Genomic DNA, 18,805 nt, shown 5'->3' with positions numbered 1-18,805 from the left:
AAAAGGAGGTAGTTTTATGAAAAAAGCTATGTTAGTAGCATTAATTGGAATTATTGGCGCATCATTATTAGTCGGATGTGGAAATTCAGATAAGAATAAAAATGATACTTCAAAAAATCAAACTCAAGTAGAACAAACTAAAAAGGATGATAAAATAATTGAGTATAAGAGTGGTATATACGAAGTAGGTAAGGATTTGCCAGCAGGAGAGTATTTAGTTGCTAGGGATAAAATAGATAAGGAAGTTGAAACATCAATTTTAGTTGCAAAGGATAGTAAGAAAGAAGATGCAATTTATGATGAATCAATAGATGGGGATGTTTATGTAACAGTTCAAAATGGTCAATTCCTTGATGTACAAAATGGAAATATATTTGAAATGGAAAAAGCTCCAACTAACACACCAAAAGATAAAGTATATAAAGATGGAATGTATAAGGTTCCAAGAGATATAAAAGCTGGAACTTATGAAGTTAAAGCTGTTAAAGATGATGGAACAGTGGAAATTTATAAAGATAGTAAACATACTAAAGATAGTTTAGTTTCAAAGAAAGAATTTAAAAAGACTGAAAAGATAACTTTAAAAGATGGTGAATACGTAACTTTAGATGATGCTGAAATTACTGTAAAATAATATAATTTAAAGAAGGGTTACTTTGTATAAATTACAAAAAAATTATACAAAGTAACCTTTTTTTTAGATATATACAATTATTAAGCATAAAAACAATAATATGTATATTATTCTAAATTATGCATAAGACATTATTATACTTATCATAAGCAATAGCTATTTCAAAATTGATAATTACAGTGGTATGATAAATTTATAACAATGATAACGTTATAAATAGTTTATGGAAGGAGTCTGGTTTGTATGAGTATTATTTACTTTTTCGTATGTCTTTGCTCTTGCATAGTTGGTGCAATTAGTGGTATCGGCGGTGGAGTTATTATTAAACCTGTACTAGATGCATTAGGAACATTAAATGTATCTACAATAAGCTTTTTATCAGGGTGTACAGTTTTAGCAATGACTAGCATGACTTTGTTTAAAAGTAGGAATTCTACTGTAAAGATTGATAAAAGGAAAGGAACGCTATTAGCACTTGGAGGCGCTATAGGGGGTCTCATTGGAAAATACATATTTGACATTATAAGGACAAGTTATGGAAATGATGCTGTAGTAGGTGCAGCACAATCAATGTTACTGGCTGTCGTAACAATTGGTGTACTTATATTTACATTAAATAAGAGCAAATTCAAAATATATGATGTAAATAACAATATTGCATGTGTGGTTATTGGTTTACTTTTAGGATCAATTTCAGCATTCATGGGAATTGGGGGAGGACCTATTAATTTAGCGATATTATATTTATTCTTTGCTATGGATACAAAAACAGCGGCCCTTAACTCAATTTATATTATATTCTTCTCACAATTAGCAAGTTTCCTATTTACTATATTTAGAGGTAAGGTTCCATCATTTGAATTAGCTGTTTGCTTATTTATGTTAGCAGGTGGATTACTTGGAGGAACTATTGGACCTATGATATCTAAGAAATTATCTTTAAAAGGGGTAGATAAAGTTTATACAACACTCGTAGTAGTTGTAATAGTTATAAGCTTATATAACTTCATGGGATATGTTGGGAAAATCGCATAATTAGTATTATTAATAATTAAATGAAAGAAGGTAGACTAATATGAGCATATGTGCAAAATGTCAATTAAGAGGATGTACAGAAAAAGATGAAAGTAAAATGCCAAAGAAGCTTTGTCCAAGTAGAAACAAAGAATTACAAGAAAAAGCAAGAGAAATGTATACAGGTGAAAACCTTAAAATAGAGAAAGAAGCTACTTTAGTTGAGGGAGAAGGAAATTGCAACTGGACTCGTGTTAGAGAAATAATAGAGTTTGCTAAAAAAATGGGTTACAAACGTGTAGGAGTAGCTTTTTGCATGGGACTTCATGATGAAGCTAATACATTTGTTAAAATACTTGAGAATAATGGACTTGAAGTTGTATCTATAGGATGCAAAAATGGTGCAAATTTAAAAGGTATTCTTGGAATAGAACAAGAGGAAAAAGATCATTATGTTAAAAATGATATGATGTGCAATCCAATAGGACAAGCACTTTTTCTAAATGAGGAAGAGGTTGAACTTAATATATTGCTTGGATTATGTGTAGGTCATGATACTTTATTTATGAAATATGCGAAAGCACCGATAACAGTATTTGCAGTAAAAGATCGTGTATTATGTCATAATCCATTAGGAGCAGTTTACCAAGCTAATGCTTACTACAAGAAAAAATTATTTAAATAAAAATATTTTATAAGATTATAAGGAGTTATATTAAAAGACTAAATTTAGTTTTTTGATATAACTCTTTTTTCTTGATAAATTTATCATAAAAACATGTAATATTTCCATAATATTATGTAAAATCTTTACAACAATTTAATGGGAAATAATTTAAAGTTTTAATAAAATATGAAAAAACAAGGTTAATTAAAGTAAAAAAGAGTAAAAATAATCAATATTATAATTTGATTAAAATATTGATTAAATTATGATAAATAGCTTATTTACATAAGTTCTTAAAAATAAAATATATATTATTTTGCATAGTAAAATACAGAAAAATATGAAATTTTTATTACCTAAAAATCATTGAAAACCCCTGAAATAAGTGCGTTGACAGCTATATGGAAAAGAATTACAATTAACGTGATATGAGAAAAAGGAGCGGTATTACTCATTAAATTAGGGGGAATGAAAATGAAAAAAAGAGGAACCATGAACAGAAATATCTCGCTTATTATTGCTGGAGCAGTAATAATGGGACAAATTCCTATTTCTGCATTAGCAGATGGATGGAAAGATGTAAACGTTAAGATTACTCAGAAAGCAGAAGATAAACTAACGTATGATCAAGAATATAGTGATCATGATAGTAATTCATGGAAAAGACTAGAAGGTGATGGTGAAGTAAAAGAAAACTTTGATTTTGCTGATGAAGAAAATGGTGTTAAGGGTGCATTAGAAATTAAACGGAATAAAGATAAAGGCAATAAATTTGTTTTTGTTGAAGATCAAAGTCCTAAATTAAAGGATTTTGAAGCTGAAACAAGATTTCAGCTAAATCCTGCTGAAGGTGAAAAGCCTGGCAGATTTGGACTTGTATTTAGAGGGACTTCAAAAGAAAATTATGGATTTGTAGGATATAATGGCGGAGAATCTCCTGGAACATGGTTAATAGAATCATCAACTGCATGGAAAGATAATATAAAAGGTCCAGAGATTAAAGCTGGTGAATGGGTGAAAATGAAGGTTATCGTTAAGAGGAGCAACTTAACATTAATTGTAAATGATAAAGAAATATTTAGTGAAAATATCACATTAGACAATTTCCCAACTGAGGAAGGTCAATTTGGATTTAGAACTTGGTTTGATAATAAAGATGTAAAGGTTGACTATTTAAAAATAAAGTCATTAGACGGAGCATTAGTTGATGATATTACTGAGGTCAAAAATGTAAATGTAGAGACATTATCAAAGACAAAACCAGAACTTCCTTATAGAGTAGATGTAACATACAGTGATGGTACAACAGGAAGTGAAGTTGTAATTTGGGATTATATTGATCCTTCAAAATATGCAGAGGAAGGAAATTTTGTTGTAGAAGGTAAGATTAAAGGAGCAACAGATAAAGCTCCAAAAGCAAAGGCAAATATAACAGTAAGAGAAAAACATTCTTATAGCACAGATTTTGAAAGTGAAGAGAATAGTGGTGACTGGAAAATATTAAAGGGATCAGGAACGCCGTCAGTTACAAATGGTGTTTTAAAAGTTCCTATGAATGGTGTCGCAGTTGCAGCGGATATGAAATCACCAAATGTAAAGAACTTTACTTATGAGACCAACTTTAAAGTAGATAATGAAAGTGGAAGAATTGGACTTGGCTTTAGAATAAAAGACAAAGATAACTGGGGAGCTGTATGTTATGATGCTGGCTCTTGGGTATGGAAGGCTATGAATGGAGCTAAAGAAAGTTATGGTTCATTCCCAGGTTCATTAAAACTAGAAGCTAATAAAAACTATAAAATGAAACTTAGAGTTGAAGATAATAATATATCATTATGGATTGATGATATTCTTCTAGGAAACGCAACTTCAGGAAGTTTACCACAAAGTGGGGGTAAGATAGGTTTAGTTGGGTGGTTTGGAAATAAGAATATTACATTAGATAACCTATCAGTTGATGAAATCACACAAGAGAGTGAAGGTGAATTACCAGAAGTACAAGCTAAGACTATAGAATCAGATAAAATGAAGGTTCAACTAGATAATACGTTCCCAAGAGTAATCGGATATGAGTGGAAAGATGATAAATCTAACCTAGTTGGACAGGAAGATAGATATAATAAAGTTGAACTTAATAATGTTAAGTATACGCCAGAAGTTACATGTGAAGTAAAAGATAATGTAGCAACTTATACACTTAATATTAAAGAAAAAGATGTTACACTAACAGTTAAAATGTCAGTTGAAGGCAATAAACTTAGAATGGAAGTAACTGATATTAAGGAAGGTGGAGACTTTAAAGTACAAAAAGTTAACTTCCCAAATCATAGTTTTGCAACTGTTAAGAGTAGCAATGGTGGAGCAATTGCAGCTACCTTATCAACAGGTGCATGGCATGAAATAACTGATGAAATAAAAAATGTAGAAGATATTGACCCATCAGTTAAAGGAAAGACATATGCTTTTATAAATGATAATGATTTTGCTATAACTATGGATAATAATGTTGTTGAGTATTCAAATAGAATAACTCTTAATACTCAAAATAAAAATGGCTATAAGAGTACAGGTATGGGAACAGGCACTTGGACATATAGAGAAGTTTTAGACTCAGAAACTGAATTCTTTGATGATGAAGGAAAGTTATGGTCAGAAGTAATGATTACAAAAGATATGAATGATGATAAGAAAGTTACATGGCAAGATGCAGCAATTGAATATAGAAGAAATATGAAAGTTCCTATGGGTGGAGAAGATATTAAAAACAACTTATCATATGTAGCATTTAATATTGCTTATACTCAAAATCCATTCTTAAGATCATTAGATACTGTAAAGAAAATATCTAATTATACTGATGGATTTGGACAAATGGTTCTTCACAAAGGATATCAAGCAGAAGGCCATGATGATTCAATTCCAGACTATGGTGGACATATTGGAATAAGACAAGGTGGAAAAGAAGATTTTAATACTTTAATAAATGAAGGTAAGAAATACAATGCTAAAATTGGAGTTCACGTAAATGCTACTGAATATCAAAAAGATGCATTCCAATATCCTCAAAATGGAAGTGTAAATGAGAATGCCGCTGGATGGAACTGGCTAGATCAAGCTTATTATGTTGATCAAAGAGCAGATGTAGTTAATGGAGAATTATTTAGAAGATTAGATATGCTTAAAAAGGATGCTCCAGATTTAGGATGGGTATATGTTGATGTTTACACAGGTAATGGATGGAATGCACATCAGCTTGGTGAGAAGCTAAATAGTTTAGATTACCAAGTAGCTACAGAATTTCACAGTCCACTTGAAGAACATGTAACTTGGACACATTGGGGAGCAGATCCAGCATATCCAAACAAAGGTGGAACAAGTGAAATTTTAAGATTTATAAAAAATGATACTAAAGATGGATTCTTATCAGATCCATTATTAAAAGGAAATAAACATCTTTTATCAGGTGGATGGGGTACAAAGCATACAATTGAAGGTGAATATGGAACAGAGGTATTCTACAATCAAGTATTACCAACAAAGTATATGCAACACTTTGAAATTATGTCAATGACAGAAGATGAAGTTAAATTTAATGAAGGCTTAAAGGCTGTTAGAGAAGGTGCTGATATTAACTACTATAAAGAAGGTAGATTAGTTGCAACAACACCTGAAAATTCTATTGGAGAAACTGGAATTGGTAAAACTAAATTATTCTTACCATGGAACCCAGTTGAAGAAGATGAAAAGATATATCACTGGAATCCACTTGGAACTACTTCTGATTGGGAACTTCCTAAGAGCTGGTCTGGACTTGCAAATGTTGAACTTTATGAATTAACAGATGTAGGTAGAACTAAAGTGAAATCAGTTGAAGTTGTTGATGGAAGAGTTAATTTGGATGTTAAAAAGGATACACCATATATTGTTACTAAAGGAGAAGTTAAAGAAGAGAGAATTGATTCATGGGGACAAGGAGCACAGATAAAGGATCCTGGATTTGATTCTCAAACATGGAATGTATGGAATAAAGAATCAAAAAGTGGAAGTACTGACCATATTAGTTTTGTAAATGAAGATAGAAATACAAGAAAAGGTAATGATGTTGTTTCAATAAAAGATAAAGATGGTAAGATAAGTCAAAATATAGATGGATTAGATCCAGGAAAAACGTATTCTATATCTGCATGGGTTAGAAATGATGGAAATAGAGAGGTTACATTAGGAGTTAATTCTGGTGATGAGAAAGTTACTAATGTAATAACAAGGGCTGGAGTTAAGAGACAAGGTGAAGGTCATAAATGGATTGATGATCCATTTGTAAGAATGGAAGTTGAATTTACAGTACCAGATGGAGTTAAAAATGCTGAAATATATCTTCAGGCGAAAGAAGGAACTGGAGATGTGATAGTAGATGACTTTAGAATATGGGATCATCCAGGACATACTAATAAAGATGGATATGTATTCTACGAAGACTTTGAAAATGTAGATGAAGGTATTACACCGTTTTATTTAGCTCCTGGTAGAGGACATTCAAATAGAACTCACTTAGCAGAAAAGGACTTATATGGAAGACAAAAAATGAGTTGGGTACTTGATGGAAGATTCTCATTAAAGAGTAATCAACAAGATGGAGAAACTGGTCAAATGTTTATAACTGATTCATCAACATTTGATTTAGAACCAAATACTAAATATGAATTAGGATTCTTATATTCATTGAAAAATGCGAAGCCTGGATATTCATTTAATATTAAATCAAAATCAGGTGGAACATTAGTAAATATACCGCTTGGAGACACAGCTGTTGAAAGTGGAAAGTACACTAATTCAAAAGAAGTTACAAAGACATTTACTACAGGGGATAAAGATGATTATTATATATCAGTAGATAAAGGTAGTGGGTATTCAGAATTAATTTTAGATAATGTTTATGTAAAAGAGGTAAAAGAAGATACAAATTCAAAACTTTCCAATGTTAATTTGAATACTGTATTAAATCAGTTAGAAGTTAATTTAGCTGCTGACTTTAGCGTAAATGCACTTATGGGTAATGGAGAGAAAGTTGACTTATCAAAGGCAGAAGTAAATTATATTATTTCTGATGAAAGTGTCGTTTCAATTGAAGAGGGAAAAATAAAAGGACTTAAAAATGGAAAAGCATCAGTACAAGCTGAAGTAATAGTGAATGATACAAGTGTTAAATCCAATAAGGTTATTATAACAGTTGGAGAAAGTGATTCAGGAAATCCAGAAGATCCAGAAGTTAATAAGAATGCATTAAAGATGGCTATTGACTATGCTAAGGATGCAGAGAAAAATGGAGCTCTTGAAGGAGTTGTTCCTAAAGTAGTTAAAGAATTTAAAGACGCATTAAAAGAAGCAGAAGAAGTATATGGAAATGCAAGTGCAACTACAGCTCAAGTTGATATTGTATTCAAAAAGTTAATGAATGCAATCCACATGCTAGAATTCAAGCAAGGAGATAAGAAAGAACTACAAAAGTTAGTTGATATAATTGATTCTTTAAATAAAGAGGAGTATATATCTTCAACATGGACTCCATTAGAAGAACAACTAGAAAATGCTAAGAAAGTATTAGAAGATGCCAATGCTATGCAAGCAGAAGTAAATGAATCTTTTGATAAGCTTATGAAATCATATTTAGATTTAAGATTAAAGGCAGATAAATCTAAACTTGAAGATTTGATTAATGAAATTGAAAATATGGATTTATCAAAATACTCTGAGAAGAGTGTAAAGAAGCTAAAGGCTGAACTTGAAAAGGCTAAGAAAGTATTAGGAGATGAAGAAGCTACTCAAGATCAAGTTGATAATACAGTTAAAGCATTAAAAAAGGCGATTGATAACTTAGAAGAGGTTGAAATTCCAGAAGTTGATGGTGTTAATAGAGCTGAACTTGAAAAGGCAATAACAGCAGCTGAGAAACTTAAGGAAGAGGATTACACTAAGAAAACATTTAAAGAGTTTAAGAACGCTTTAGATAAAGCTAAAAAAGTTCTTTTAGATGAAAAAGCTACACAAGAAGATGTAGATTTAGCGCTTAAAGCATTAAATGATGCTCAAAGTAAATTAGAACTAAATAAAACACCAGAAAAACCAACTGAACCAAACAAACCAGGTGATAACAGTGGTAAGCCAAATAAACCAAATAAACCAACAAATCCAACAACACCAGGAGCAAATAATGGTAATGGAAATATTCCTGCAACTGGTATGAATACTGGAGCAATGGGACTTATTGGAGTAATAGCATCAGCACTTGGAATAACATTCTTAAGAAAGAAAAAGTAAAAGTCAAAATAAAAATATGGGGACATAGTATATGAGCTATGTCCCTTTTTATAAAAAATTATTAGGGGTGATAACTAAATGAAAAGAGAGAAAATAATAGCAATAACTTTAGCTACCGTTATCCTAAGTGGAAATATTACAAATATGGTTTTTGCAAGCCAAGGTGTTGGGGTGAAAAAGCCAGTTATTGAAAGAGAAATACCAAGAGGAGAATTAAGTGTTAAGGCAACATCACAGCAAAGTTCAGATCCGGCAACTAATGCTATTGATGGAAATCTTGAAAGTATATGGCATACACCTTGGGATGGAAGTGAAAAATTACCTCAGAGTCTAGAATTAAATCTTGGAAAAGAAAGGAATATTTCGTCTATAAAAATTAATTCAAGAACTTCAGGAGATAATGGTAAGATTAAAAAATATGAAATTATATCAGCAGATAAAGTTGTAAAGAGCGGTACTTTAAAAACTTCTGAACTAAGCCATGTAATCAGATTTGATGAGCCAATAAAATCTGATAATTTAACTATAAAGGTTTTAGAGGGGGTTTCAGGATATGCAAGTATTGCAGAGGTAAACGTTTATGAAGCTGAAGGTATTGCAGAAAAAGTTGTATCATATGAAAATTTAAGAATAAAGGATGGCAATGGTGGAGCGTTTAATGGCGATGCAGAAAAGATTAAAACATTAGAAGAAGGAACTGTAATTGCAAGGTTTGACAATAAAAATGATGGAATACAAACTATTTTAGGGGTAAGTAACAATGCAAGAGGTGCAAGTCACTTCCATATATATGTAAGTGGAGGAAAGCTTGGATATGAAATAAGAAGTGATGATGGAACTTCATTTAATATAAATGGAAGCGCTAGTGTAACTTTAAATAAAGGTATAAATACTGTAGCATTTAAAGCGCAAAAGGGTGTTGGATATACAATATATTTAAATGGTGAGAAAGTACATTTTAATAATAGAGCATCATCAGAGTTTATTAGTAGTATTAAAGGAATAAATTCTGTCAATGTTGGAAGGACAGACAGATCAAGTGGTAATGAATATAATTTTACTGGAGATATTGACTTTGTTAATGTATATGGAAAAGTGTTATCAGATGATTATTTAATTAGAAAGACCGGAGAAACAAAGCTAGATAAGTTGCCACTTCCAGATGGAGCATATTTAAGTGAGCCAGTAGATGTTTTTAAACCTAATGATTTAGGTTCTAAAGCTTATAGAATACCATCCCTTTTAACAACTCAAAATGGAACATTAATAGCAGGTATTGATGCTAGAATAAGTCATGGAGGAGACTCTCCAAATAACATTGATGCGGCAGTTAAAAGAAGTGAAGATGGTGGAGCTACATGGATTGATGGAAAGAAGATAATTGATTATCCAGGAAGCGCATCTGTAATTGATTCAGCATTATTACAAAATGAAGATGGAAAAGTATTTTTATTTATAACAGCATTTCCAGAAGGTTATGGGTTTGGAGCTTCAAGAAAGGGAACTGGATTTGAAGAGTTTCAAGGCGAGAACTGTATGCTTTTATATGATGGAGAAGGAACAACTGGACAGGCCGCAAAAGGAAATAAATATTATATAAAACCAGGTGGAAGAGTATATGACTCTAATGGAGGAGTAACTAAGTATCGTGTTGATGCAAATAATTATTTGTACGAAGATGGAAAGGCTGAAGCAATAGGAAATACATTTTTACCGTCATCAAAACTTAAAGCGTTTGGAACAGCATATTTAGCTTTAGTTGAAAGTATAGATGATGGAAAAACATGGAGTGATCCAAAATTAATATCAGGACAAGTAAAGAAAGATTGGATGAAATTTTTAGGAACAGGTCCTGGAAGAGGAATACAAATAAAAACTGGAAGTAAAAAGGGAAGGTTAGTGTTCCCCGTATACTATACAAATCCTAGTGGGTTCCAATCAAGTGCAGTAATATATAGCGATGATAACGGAAAAACTTGGGATATTGGAGAATCACCTAATGATAGTAGAAGTGATCATGCACAAAATTCAGATACTATAACAAATGGAAACCAATTAACGGAATGCCAAGTTGTGGAAATGCCAAACGGTCAGTTGAAATTATTTATGAGAAATACAGGAAGCTATGTTAGAATAGCTACAAGTTTTGATGGTGGAGAGACATGGCATGAAGAAGTTTCAGAAGACAGAGATTTAAGAGAACCATATTGCCAACTAAGTGTTATCAATTATAGTAAACTTATAGACGGTAAACCAGCAGTAATTTTTGCAAACCCAAATGCTGATAATAGAAGCAACGGTACAGTAAGAATAGGATTGATTGAAGAAAATGGAGTTTATTCAAATGGAGAAAAAAAATATACGTTTGATTGGAAGTACAATCAATCAATAGTACCAGGATATTATGCATATTCATGTTTAACAGAACTTAAAAATGGTGATGTTGGGGTATTTTATGAAGGAACTGGAAGCGAAGAAATGTCTTATAGAAAGATGAATACTGATTTTATTAAGGCTAATTTAGTTGAAAGTGCAGTATCTGCCAAAGTAGATAAAGTAGAACTTATAGATAAAAAAGAGAGCTACGCTAAAGGAGAGGAATTTAAAATAAGCGTAAAATTCAATCAAGCTGTTAGTTTAATTGGAAATAGAGATATTAAAATTGGAATAGGTAGTAGCGAAGCAACATTAAAAATGACTGAAAACAAAGATGGAAGTACATTGATTTTCACAGGTACTATACCAGAGTCAATAAAAGATGGTGACTACAAAATGATTATTAAGGCACAGGACAATTTAGAACTTGTAACAACTACTGGCAAGGTAAGTACTTTAAATAGTGATATTGATACAAAAGTAAATATTAATATTAAGAATGATTCAGTAGTTGAAGTTGATAAAACTTCTTTAAAAATGGCAATTGATTATGCAAAGGATGCAGAGAGAAATGGAGCACTTGAAGGTGTAATTCCTAAGGTTGTTAAGGCATTTAAAGGTAATTTAAAGGCAGCAGAAGAAGTGTTTGAAAATGAAAATGCAACAGCTGAAAATGTAGATATTGCATTTAAAAATCTTATGACATCAATTCACATGCTAGAATTTAAGCAAGGTGATAAGAAAGAACTACAAAAAATAGTTGATATAATTGATTCATTAGAAAAGGATAATTATATACTATCAACATGGAGTAAATTAGAAGAGGCTTTAGGAGAAAGTAAAAAAGTTATAGCAGATGAGAATGCTATGCAAAAAGAAGTTAATGATTCATTTAATAAATTAATGAAGGCATATTTAGATTTAAGGTTAAGTCCAGATAAATCAAAACTTGAGGAACTTATTAATGAAGTGAAAGATATTGATTTATCTAAATACACAAAAGAAAGTGTAGATTTACTAAATGTTGAGATAGACAATGCCAAAGAAGTATTAAATGATGAAGAAGCTACCCAAGAGGAAGTAGACAATTCAATTAAATCTTTAGAAAGGACTGTAAAAAATTTAAAAGAAAAGACTGATAAACCAATTGAAGATGAGAAACCTTCTGATGAAAAGCCAAAAGATGATAATATTGAAAATCCATCAGATTTAAATAAACCAAAGGAACCATCAAAGTTTGAGAATAATAATATACCATCAACAGGTATGAATACAGGATTGATGAGTTTATTTGGAGTAATAACATCAGCAGTTGGTGCAACATTCTTAAGAAAAAAGAAGTAGAATAAAAATATTTATATAGGAGTTGTAACTTATGGTGTTACACTCCTATTTCTTTAATAAAATATAAAAAATATTTATATGATATGCTATAATATATTCACAAATAAAATGATTATTGAAATAAATGATAAGGTGTGAAGATATGGAAGATTTAAAGAAAGCAATTAATGAAATTATAAAAGAAGACATTATAAAAGTAGTTATTAGTAATACAATGAATAAAGATGTTGAATATAAAAAGATAGTATGTGGATTAAAAGAAAATAACGGAAAAGAATACTACCAAATAGAAAAGTATACAGAAAAGCAAGTGTTTCATGAAAATATTGATAAATTAGATTTAGAAGAGAAAGTTTTAGAATACGTAGCTAACAATTATAAGCAAGTATCAGCTTGGTCAAAGGAAACTACATTTGATTTAAAAATATCTAAAAAAGGCAAAGTGTTTTTAAGCAAGAAGAAAAGTTGTAATGATTGTGTAGTTAAAAAAAGTCATAATAAAGAGAAAAATTACATACTTAAAGAAGGAATGATAATAGAACCTCTAATTGATTTAGGGGTATTTACAAAAGAAGGCAAGGTCGTTAATTCAAAATATGATAAGTATAAGCAAATAAATAGATTTGTAGAAATAATTGATGATGAAATTAAGAAAAATGATTACAAAGAACTTACTATTTTAGATTTTGGGTGTGGTAAATCTTATTTAACGTTTGTATTATATTATTACTTCGTTGAAATTAAAAAGATAAATGTAAATATGATTGGGCTTGATCTTAAAGAAGATGTAATTAAAAAATGTAATGATATAGCAAAGAGATATAAGTATGAAAACCTTCATTTTGAACTTGGAGATATAAATGGATTTAAGTATAACAATAAAGTAGATATGGTAATTACATTACATGCCTGTGATACTGCAACAGACTATGCTCTATACAATGCTATTAAGTGGAATAGTAAAATGATATTCTCTGTTCCTTGTTGTCAGCATGAATTTAATCATCAAATGAAGACTGATAAATTATCATTACTGACAAAATACGGAATAGTTCAAGAGAGAATTGCGGCACTTATGACTGATTCTGTTCGTGCAAACCTTCTTGAAACAGCAGGGTATAAAACGCAACTATTAGAATTTATTGATATAGCACATTCTCCTAAAAATATTTTAATAAGAGCATCAAAAGGAAAAGTAACAAAGGAGAAAAAGGAAAAGGCATTAAATGAAGTAAAAAGTTTAATGGATGAATTTAATTTTAATCCAACATTGTTTAATTTATTAAAAGAAGATAATTTAATATAAAATACTGTTGTTTGAATGATAATCTATATGATATAATAATGATTATTAATTAAAAGTGAGGTAGAGTTTTATGAGTAATAAAGTTACTTTAATATATGAAAATGGTGAATTTACAGTATCAATGAATGATCAAATAATAAGTGTGAATAAGCATATGGAAAATGCAGTAGAAAGGTTTACACAAGTTATAAGTGATAACGCAATTATACAAGGAACTTCATTTGAAAACATGCTGAAGGATCTTGAAAGTATAAGTGATGAAAGATTAGTAATTGATAGAGAATACAAAACATTAACTTTTGAAAATCTTAAGTTCTTCTATAGTACAGGAAAAGTATTCAATATGGAAAATGGAAAGATGCAAGCATTAATTGGAGGATATAATTTATTCTTCTTTATAGTAAACATGGTTAAGGGTGGATATATTGAAAACTATTTAGAAGTATTAGATTTTTGTAGAGAAGTATTAGAAGAAAAGGTACCTTATAGAACATCAGAGACTAGCTTAATAATTGCAGATCCAGGGTTTAACTATGGGTCAGCAGAATATAATTTCGTTAGTGGTAAGATAAATAAAGGTGCAACTATAGAAAAAGCAAGCTTTAATACATTTAGAGAATTTGTATTAAATACAATTAAATAAATTTGATTTAAAAGGGATTTATTAATTTATATTGATTAAGTCCCTTTTTTGTAAGTTATTTCAGAGGATAAAGATAATCAATATACACATAATAAAAATGAAATTTATATATGTGAAGGAGCGATAAGAGATGAAAAATAAACCCGATGATAGAAGAGATAATGTAGATAGAATCCAAAATAATATTAGTAATACAATTGAGAATATTCATCTTGCTGAAGAGATGATTGAAGTAACTGATGATGAAAAGATGAAAGAAACATTAAAAGAAAAAAACAATAGAAGATCAGAAGCATTAAATGGTATGAGAAAAGAAATAAAAGAAGAAGCTCTTGATAAAGAAAATGGATATAAATAATTAATATAGAACAGAAAAGCACTAACCTTTAATGATTAGTGTTTTTTTGGTATAATTAAACTATAAATAGTAAACGAATACACAAAATAATCTTTAAGGAAATTTAGGAGGAATTAATTATGAAGAAATTAATCAATAATCCAGATAATGTTTTAGAAGATATGATAGAAGGAATGCTTTATGCACATGATAACCACTTAAGAAGAATAGATGGTTTTGATGTATTAGTAAGAAAAAATAGTAAAGATAAAGGAAAAGTTGCTTTAGTAAGTGGTGGTGGAAGTGGACATGAACCAGCTCATGCAGGATATATAGGATACGGAATGCTTGATGCTGCAGTATGTGGAGAAGTATTCACATCACCAACACCAGATCAAATTTATGAAGCTATAAAAGAAGTTGATAATGGAGAAGGTGTACTTCTTATAATAAAGAATTACACTGGTGATGTAATGAACTTTGAAATGGCACAAGAGATGGCTGAAATGGAAGGAATAAAGGTTCAATCAGTTGTGGTAAATGACGATGTTGCTGTAGAAGATAGCCTTTATACTGCAGGTAGAAGAGGTATTGCAGGAACTGTGTTTGTTCATAAAATTGCAGGTGCAAAAGCTGAAGAAGGAGCATCTCTTATAGAAGTTAAAGATGTTGCAGAAAAAGTAATTAATAATGTTAGAAGTATGGGGATGGCATTAACATCTTGTACAGTACCTGCAGCTGGCAAACCAAATTTCAAATTAGCAGAAGACGAAGTTGAAATTGGTATGGGGATTCATGGTGAGCCTGGAACTCATAGAGAAAAAATTTTAACAGCAAATGAAATTGCAGCTCAATTAGTTAATAAAATTCTTGAAGATATGAAATTAGATGAAAATGATGAAGTAGCAGTTATGATAAATGGTCTTTCTGGTACACCACTTATGGAACTTTATATAATAAATAAGAAGGTTAGAGAAATGCTTGAGGATATACAAGTGAAGGTATATGAAACTTTTGTTGGAGAATATATGACATCACTAGAAATGTCAGGATGTTCAGTATCATTATTAAAGCTTGATGATGAACTTAAAAAATTATTGGATGCAAAATCTGATACACCTGCGTTAAAGACATTATAAGAGAGTTAATAGCTAGGAGGAAATGCAAATATGGATGGTAAAAAGGTAATAGAAATATTAAATAAAATATATATAAAATTAGATAACAATAAGGCTTACTTAACAGAACTTGATGCAATTATAGGTGATGGAGATCATGGTCTTAATATGAGCAAAGGTTTCACTGCAGTTGTTGAAAAATTAAAAGATGATAATGGAGATAATATAGGGGATATATTTAAGAAAACAGGAATGGCATTAGTTACAAATGTTGGTGGTGCATCAGGCCCTCTTTATGGAACTGCGTTTATGAAAGCTGCTATAGCAGTTAATGGTAAAAAGGATATTAATATAAATGAATTTGTAAATGCTTTAAAAATGGCATTAGATGGCATTAAACAAAGAGGAAAAGCTGTGGAGGGAGAAAAGACGATCATAGATTCATTAGCACCAGCTATTAAAGCTATGGAAAAGGCTATAGAAGATGGAGATGATGATATAACTGTTTTAGAAAAAGGAAAGGATGCAGCACTTAAAGGTGTTGAGTTTACTAAAACAATTAAAGCAACAAAGGGAAGAGCAAGTTATCTTGGAGAAAGAAGTATAGGTCATCAAGATGCAGGAGCAACTTCATGCTACTATATTTTAGAAACTATTTATGAAGAAGTAAAGTAGATACTAGTGAAAGGTGATGAGCTTAAAGATGGTAGGAATAGTTATAATATCACACAGTAGTAAAATTGCAGAAGGTGTTGTTGAAATGGCATTACAAATGGCACCAGAAGCACCAATTGTAGCAGCTGGTGGAACAGATGATGGCAGAATAGGAACTGACGTAGAAAAAATATCTAATGCAATAAAGGAAGTTTATTCTGATGAGGGTGTATTAGTATTATTTGATTTAGGCAGTGCTTATATGAATGCTGAAATGGCTGTTGACTTCTTAATGGGAGAAATTGATACAGAGAAAGTAGAATTGATTGATTGTGCACTTATTGAAGGGGCTATAACAGCTGCTGTTGAAACAAGTATAGGATCAAGTATAGAAAGTATAAAAAATACACTTGAACCTTTAAAATTGAATAAAATTTAGAAAGAATCCTGAAAGGTGTTAGAAATATCTTTCAGGATTTTAATTTTATTAATGTTAAATTTTAATAATAACCAACACGAACAAGCCAAAATTTAATACCTTTATTACTCCAACCTAAGTCCCAAGGTACATCATTTCTATCAGTATTGTGGCATGTTACTAAAGGATAACCTTTTGAATCAATACCAGTAACCATTGATATATGAGTTATATCTCCTTTTTTTTCGTAAGCTACATAGTCTCCTGGAAGTAATTTAAATGAAGATTTATAAACATTATCGTAACTTCCTTTAGCGATTACATAAGCTCTTCCACTAGAAATCATATAATTATTAAAGCTATCAGCATTAATCCAAGGGCCAGTTGCACTACCTTTTTCATAATTCCAAGCAGTAGTCTTTTTAAAACCACCACCTTCATGAAGTATTTGAGAAGCAAAGTTTGCACAATCTCCACCTTCACAGTTAAAATCTCTATATTTTTTATTATAGTTAAATCCAATATCAGGAGAAGCAGCTGAACCACAATATTTTTTAGCGTATAAAACAGCAGACTTTCTCTTTTCATGAATGTTAGACAAATCACGTTTTTCTTTACTTGATATAAATTCTTTTATATCACAAGCCTTAATTTGTTCTAGTTTTAATGAATCAGCAAAGGGGTCTGTATACCACTCTTTTGTTATAATCCACGTATTATCTTTTTTAGATAATTGAAGTGAATGATATGTACCTATTCTAGAGCTATTTATTTCAGTTGGACTGTCTTTATAAATGTACTTATATTCAGTATTACACATTACATAAAATGATGAGGAATTTTTTGAAGTAACTCCTTTACGAATAATTACATTAGGTATTATATCTATAAATTCAACTCCTTGCTTGTTTGCCCAGTTATTAATATACTTTGATTTACTTTCTTCATATTCGTATGCCCATTGTCCGAATTTGATATTAGTATCATATAGGGACTTAATAACTTCTAAGTCTTTATTTAATATTGCTTTACTTTTAGTTAAGAAAATATTTTCAACAAAAAGTTTCCATTCGTTATCTAAAGTAGTTTTGGATAATATATTGCTTGAAACTGTTGTATCACCAAGTACGGTCTCAATTGTATTAATGTACTTTAAAGTTGTATCATTTAATGGGACACCATCATACCAATTATTTTCATTTTTCCAATTAGTAAAATATTTAGCTTTTATAATTATTTCCGGTCTATATTCAAAATGCAAAATATCAAAATGATTCCATTTCCCGCCCCAAACAAAATTATTTTTTTCAAAGATTTCAACTAATTCTTTTGGATATTCTGATACTCTTTTAGAACCATCTTTTTCAGTAGACCACTTCCAGTAATCACGTTTATCACTTTTTAAATCTATAGCAATACCATACGCGTGTGGACTAAGCCTTTCAGTACCAGATATAACCCTATAGTTGTAAGTTCCACTTCCGGGATAAAGAAGATTACTAATATCAGATCTGTTTTTAGAAAGGGATATTAGTTCTCTTAGGGACAAGTCTAAAGCATTACTACAATTATTTTGGCTGTTAAACTGATAATTTGGATAACAATACTTTAAATTAGTTAAATTTTTTTCAACTGATTTCTTTGTGCTTCCATAAACTTCATTTAAAAGATCATAATGTCTAGCTCTACCTGGATCAAAGTTTTTAGGCATAATAGTACTATTTTTACTAAGGGGATAAAAATCTTTTAGCATATCTTGGAGGTCTGGATTTAGTAACATCTCTTCATAGCTTTTCTTTTTCTTGTCGTCATAAACTATTTTTCGTCCAGATTTCATAATACAATATACTTTATCGCCATTTTTTTCTATGTTAGTAATATAGCCTGGGTAGGCGAGCATTAAGGTTAATAAATCTTGTTTCATTATTGTTTCGTAAGTTTTATCATTCATTGATAAAACAGGTAACTTAATGTTTGTA

12 protein-coding genes and 1 pseudogene are annotated in these 18,805 nt (G+C 30.3%); 11 read left to right on the top strand and 2 right to left on the bottom strand.

Annotation, left to right across the window (positions count from 1 at the left end):
• The first annotated feature begins 16 nt into the window (after positions 1-16).
• From RSF37_RS00595 to dhaM, 11 genes are all read left to right on the top strand, one after another.
• Positions 17-634 carry a hypothetical protein gene (locus tag RSF37_RS00595; RefSeq protein WP_332562425.1) on the top strand — a complete coding sequence of 206 codons (618 nt, stop codon included), beginning with the start codon at positions 17-19 and terminating at the stop codon, positions 632-634.
• A gap of 243 nt (positions 635-877) precedes the next feature.
• Positions 878-1,669, top strand: coding sequence for a sulfite exporter TauE/SafE family protein (locus RSF37_RS00590; RefSeq protein ID WP_332562424.1), 792 nt, complete (start codon positions 878-880; stop codon positions 1,667-1,669).
• A 40-nt stretch (positions 1,670-1,709) separates the two neighbouring features.
• Entirely contained in the window at positions 1,710-2,333 is a 624-nt protein-coding gene (locus tag RSF37_RS00585; RefSeq protein ID WP_332562423.1) for a DUF1847 domain-containing protein, read from the top strand.
• Between the two features lie 456 nt (positions 2,334-2,789).
• A complete protein-coding gene (locus RSF37_RS00580) occupies positions 2,790-8,630 on the top strand; it encodes an endo-alpha-N-acetylgalactosaminidase family protein (protein ID WP_332562422.1) in 5,841 nt (1,946 codons plus the stop codon).
• 78 nt (positions 8,631-8,708) lie between these two features.
• Complete coding sequence (locus RSF37_RS00575) at positions 8,709-12,350, top strand: sialidase domain-containing protein (protein ID WP_332562421.1); 3,642 nt, start codon at positions 8,709-8,711, stop codon at positions 12,348-12,350.
• Between the two features lie 142 nt (positions 12,351-12,492).
• Entirely contained in the window at positions 12,493-13,656 is a 1,164-nt protein-coding gene (locus RSF37_RS00570) for a class I SAM-dependent methyltransferase (protein WP_332562420.1), read from the top strand.
• A 70-nt stretch (positions 13,657-13,726) separates the two neighbouring features.
• Positions 13,727-14,299: a hypothetical protein gene (locus RSF37_RS00565; RefSeq protein WP_332562419.1), complete on the top strand. Its 573-nt coding sequence runs from the start codon at positions 13,727-13,729 to the stop codon at positions 14,297-14,299.
• 130 nt (positions 14,300-14,429) lie between these two features.
• The gene (gene tlp / locus RSF37_RS00560) at positions 14,430-14,657 is read left to right on the top strand and encodes a small acid-soluble spore protein Tlp (RefSeq protein ID WP_332562418.1); all 228 of its coding nucleotides are present in this window, start codon (positions 14,430-14,432) and stop codon (positions 14,655-14,657) included.
• A gap of 119 nt (positions 14,658-14,776) precedes the next feature.
• Positions 14,777-15,775 carry a dihydroxyacetone kinase subunit DhaK gene (gene dhaK / locus RSF37_RS00555; protein ID WP_332562417.1) on the top strand — a complete coding sequence of 333 codons (999 nt, stop codon included), beginning with the start codon at positions 14,777-14,779 and terminating at the stop codon, positions 15,773-15,775.
• A gap of 30 nt (positions 15,776-15,805) precedes the next feature.
• On the top strand, positions 15,806-16,429 hold the full coding sequence (gene dhaL / locus RSF37_RS00550; protein WP_332562416.1) for a dihydroxyacetone kinase subunit DhaL: 624 nt from the start codon (positions 15,806-15,808) through the stop codon (positions 16,427-16,429).
• A gap of 28 nt (positions 16,430-16,457) precedes the next feature.
• Positions 16,458-16,847, top strand: coding sequence for a dihydroxyacetone kinase phosphoryl donor subunit DhaM (gene dhaM / locus RSF37_RS00545; RefSeq protein ID WP_332562415.1), 390 nt, complete (start codon positions 16,458-16,460; stop codon positions 16,845-16,847).
• Between the two features lie 61 nt (positions 16,848-16,908).
• Here the strand turns inward: dhaM and RSF37_RS00540 are convergent, their stop codons facing one another.
• Entirely contained in the window at positions 16,909-17,964 is a 1,056-nt protein-coding gene (locus RSF37_RS00540) for an amidase domain-containing protein (RefSeq protein ID WP_442878511.1), read from the bottom strand.
• Positions 17,950-18,798, bottom strand: a pseudogene (locus RSF37_RS14765) (M15 family metallopeptidase); the annotation flags it as partial. The gene RSF37_RS00540 and the pseudogene RSF37_RS14765, both read right to left, overlap by 15 nt.
• Between the last annotated feature and the right edge of the window lie 7 nt (positions 18,799-18,805).

The sequence above is a fragment of the Clostridium sp. genome (assembly GCF_036643715.1).
In the GTDB taxonomy this organism is placed as follows: domain Bacteria; phylum Bacillota; class Clostridia; order Clostridiales; family Clostridiaceae; genus Clostridium.
Note: the sequence above shows the minus strand (reverse complement) of the source record. Positions and strands in the feature narration are given on the sequence as shown.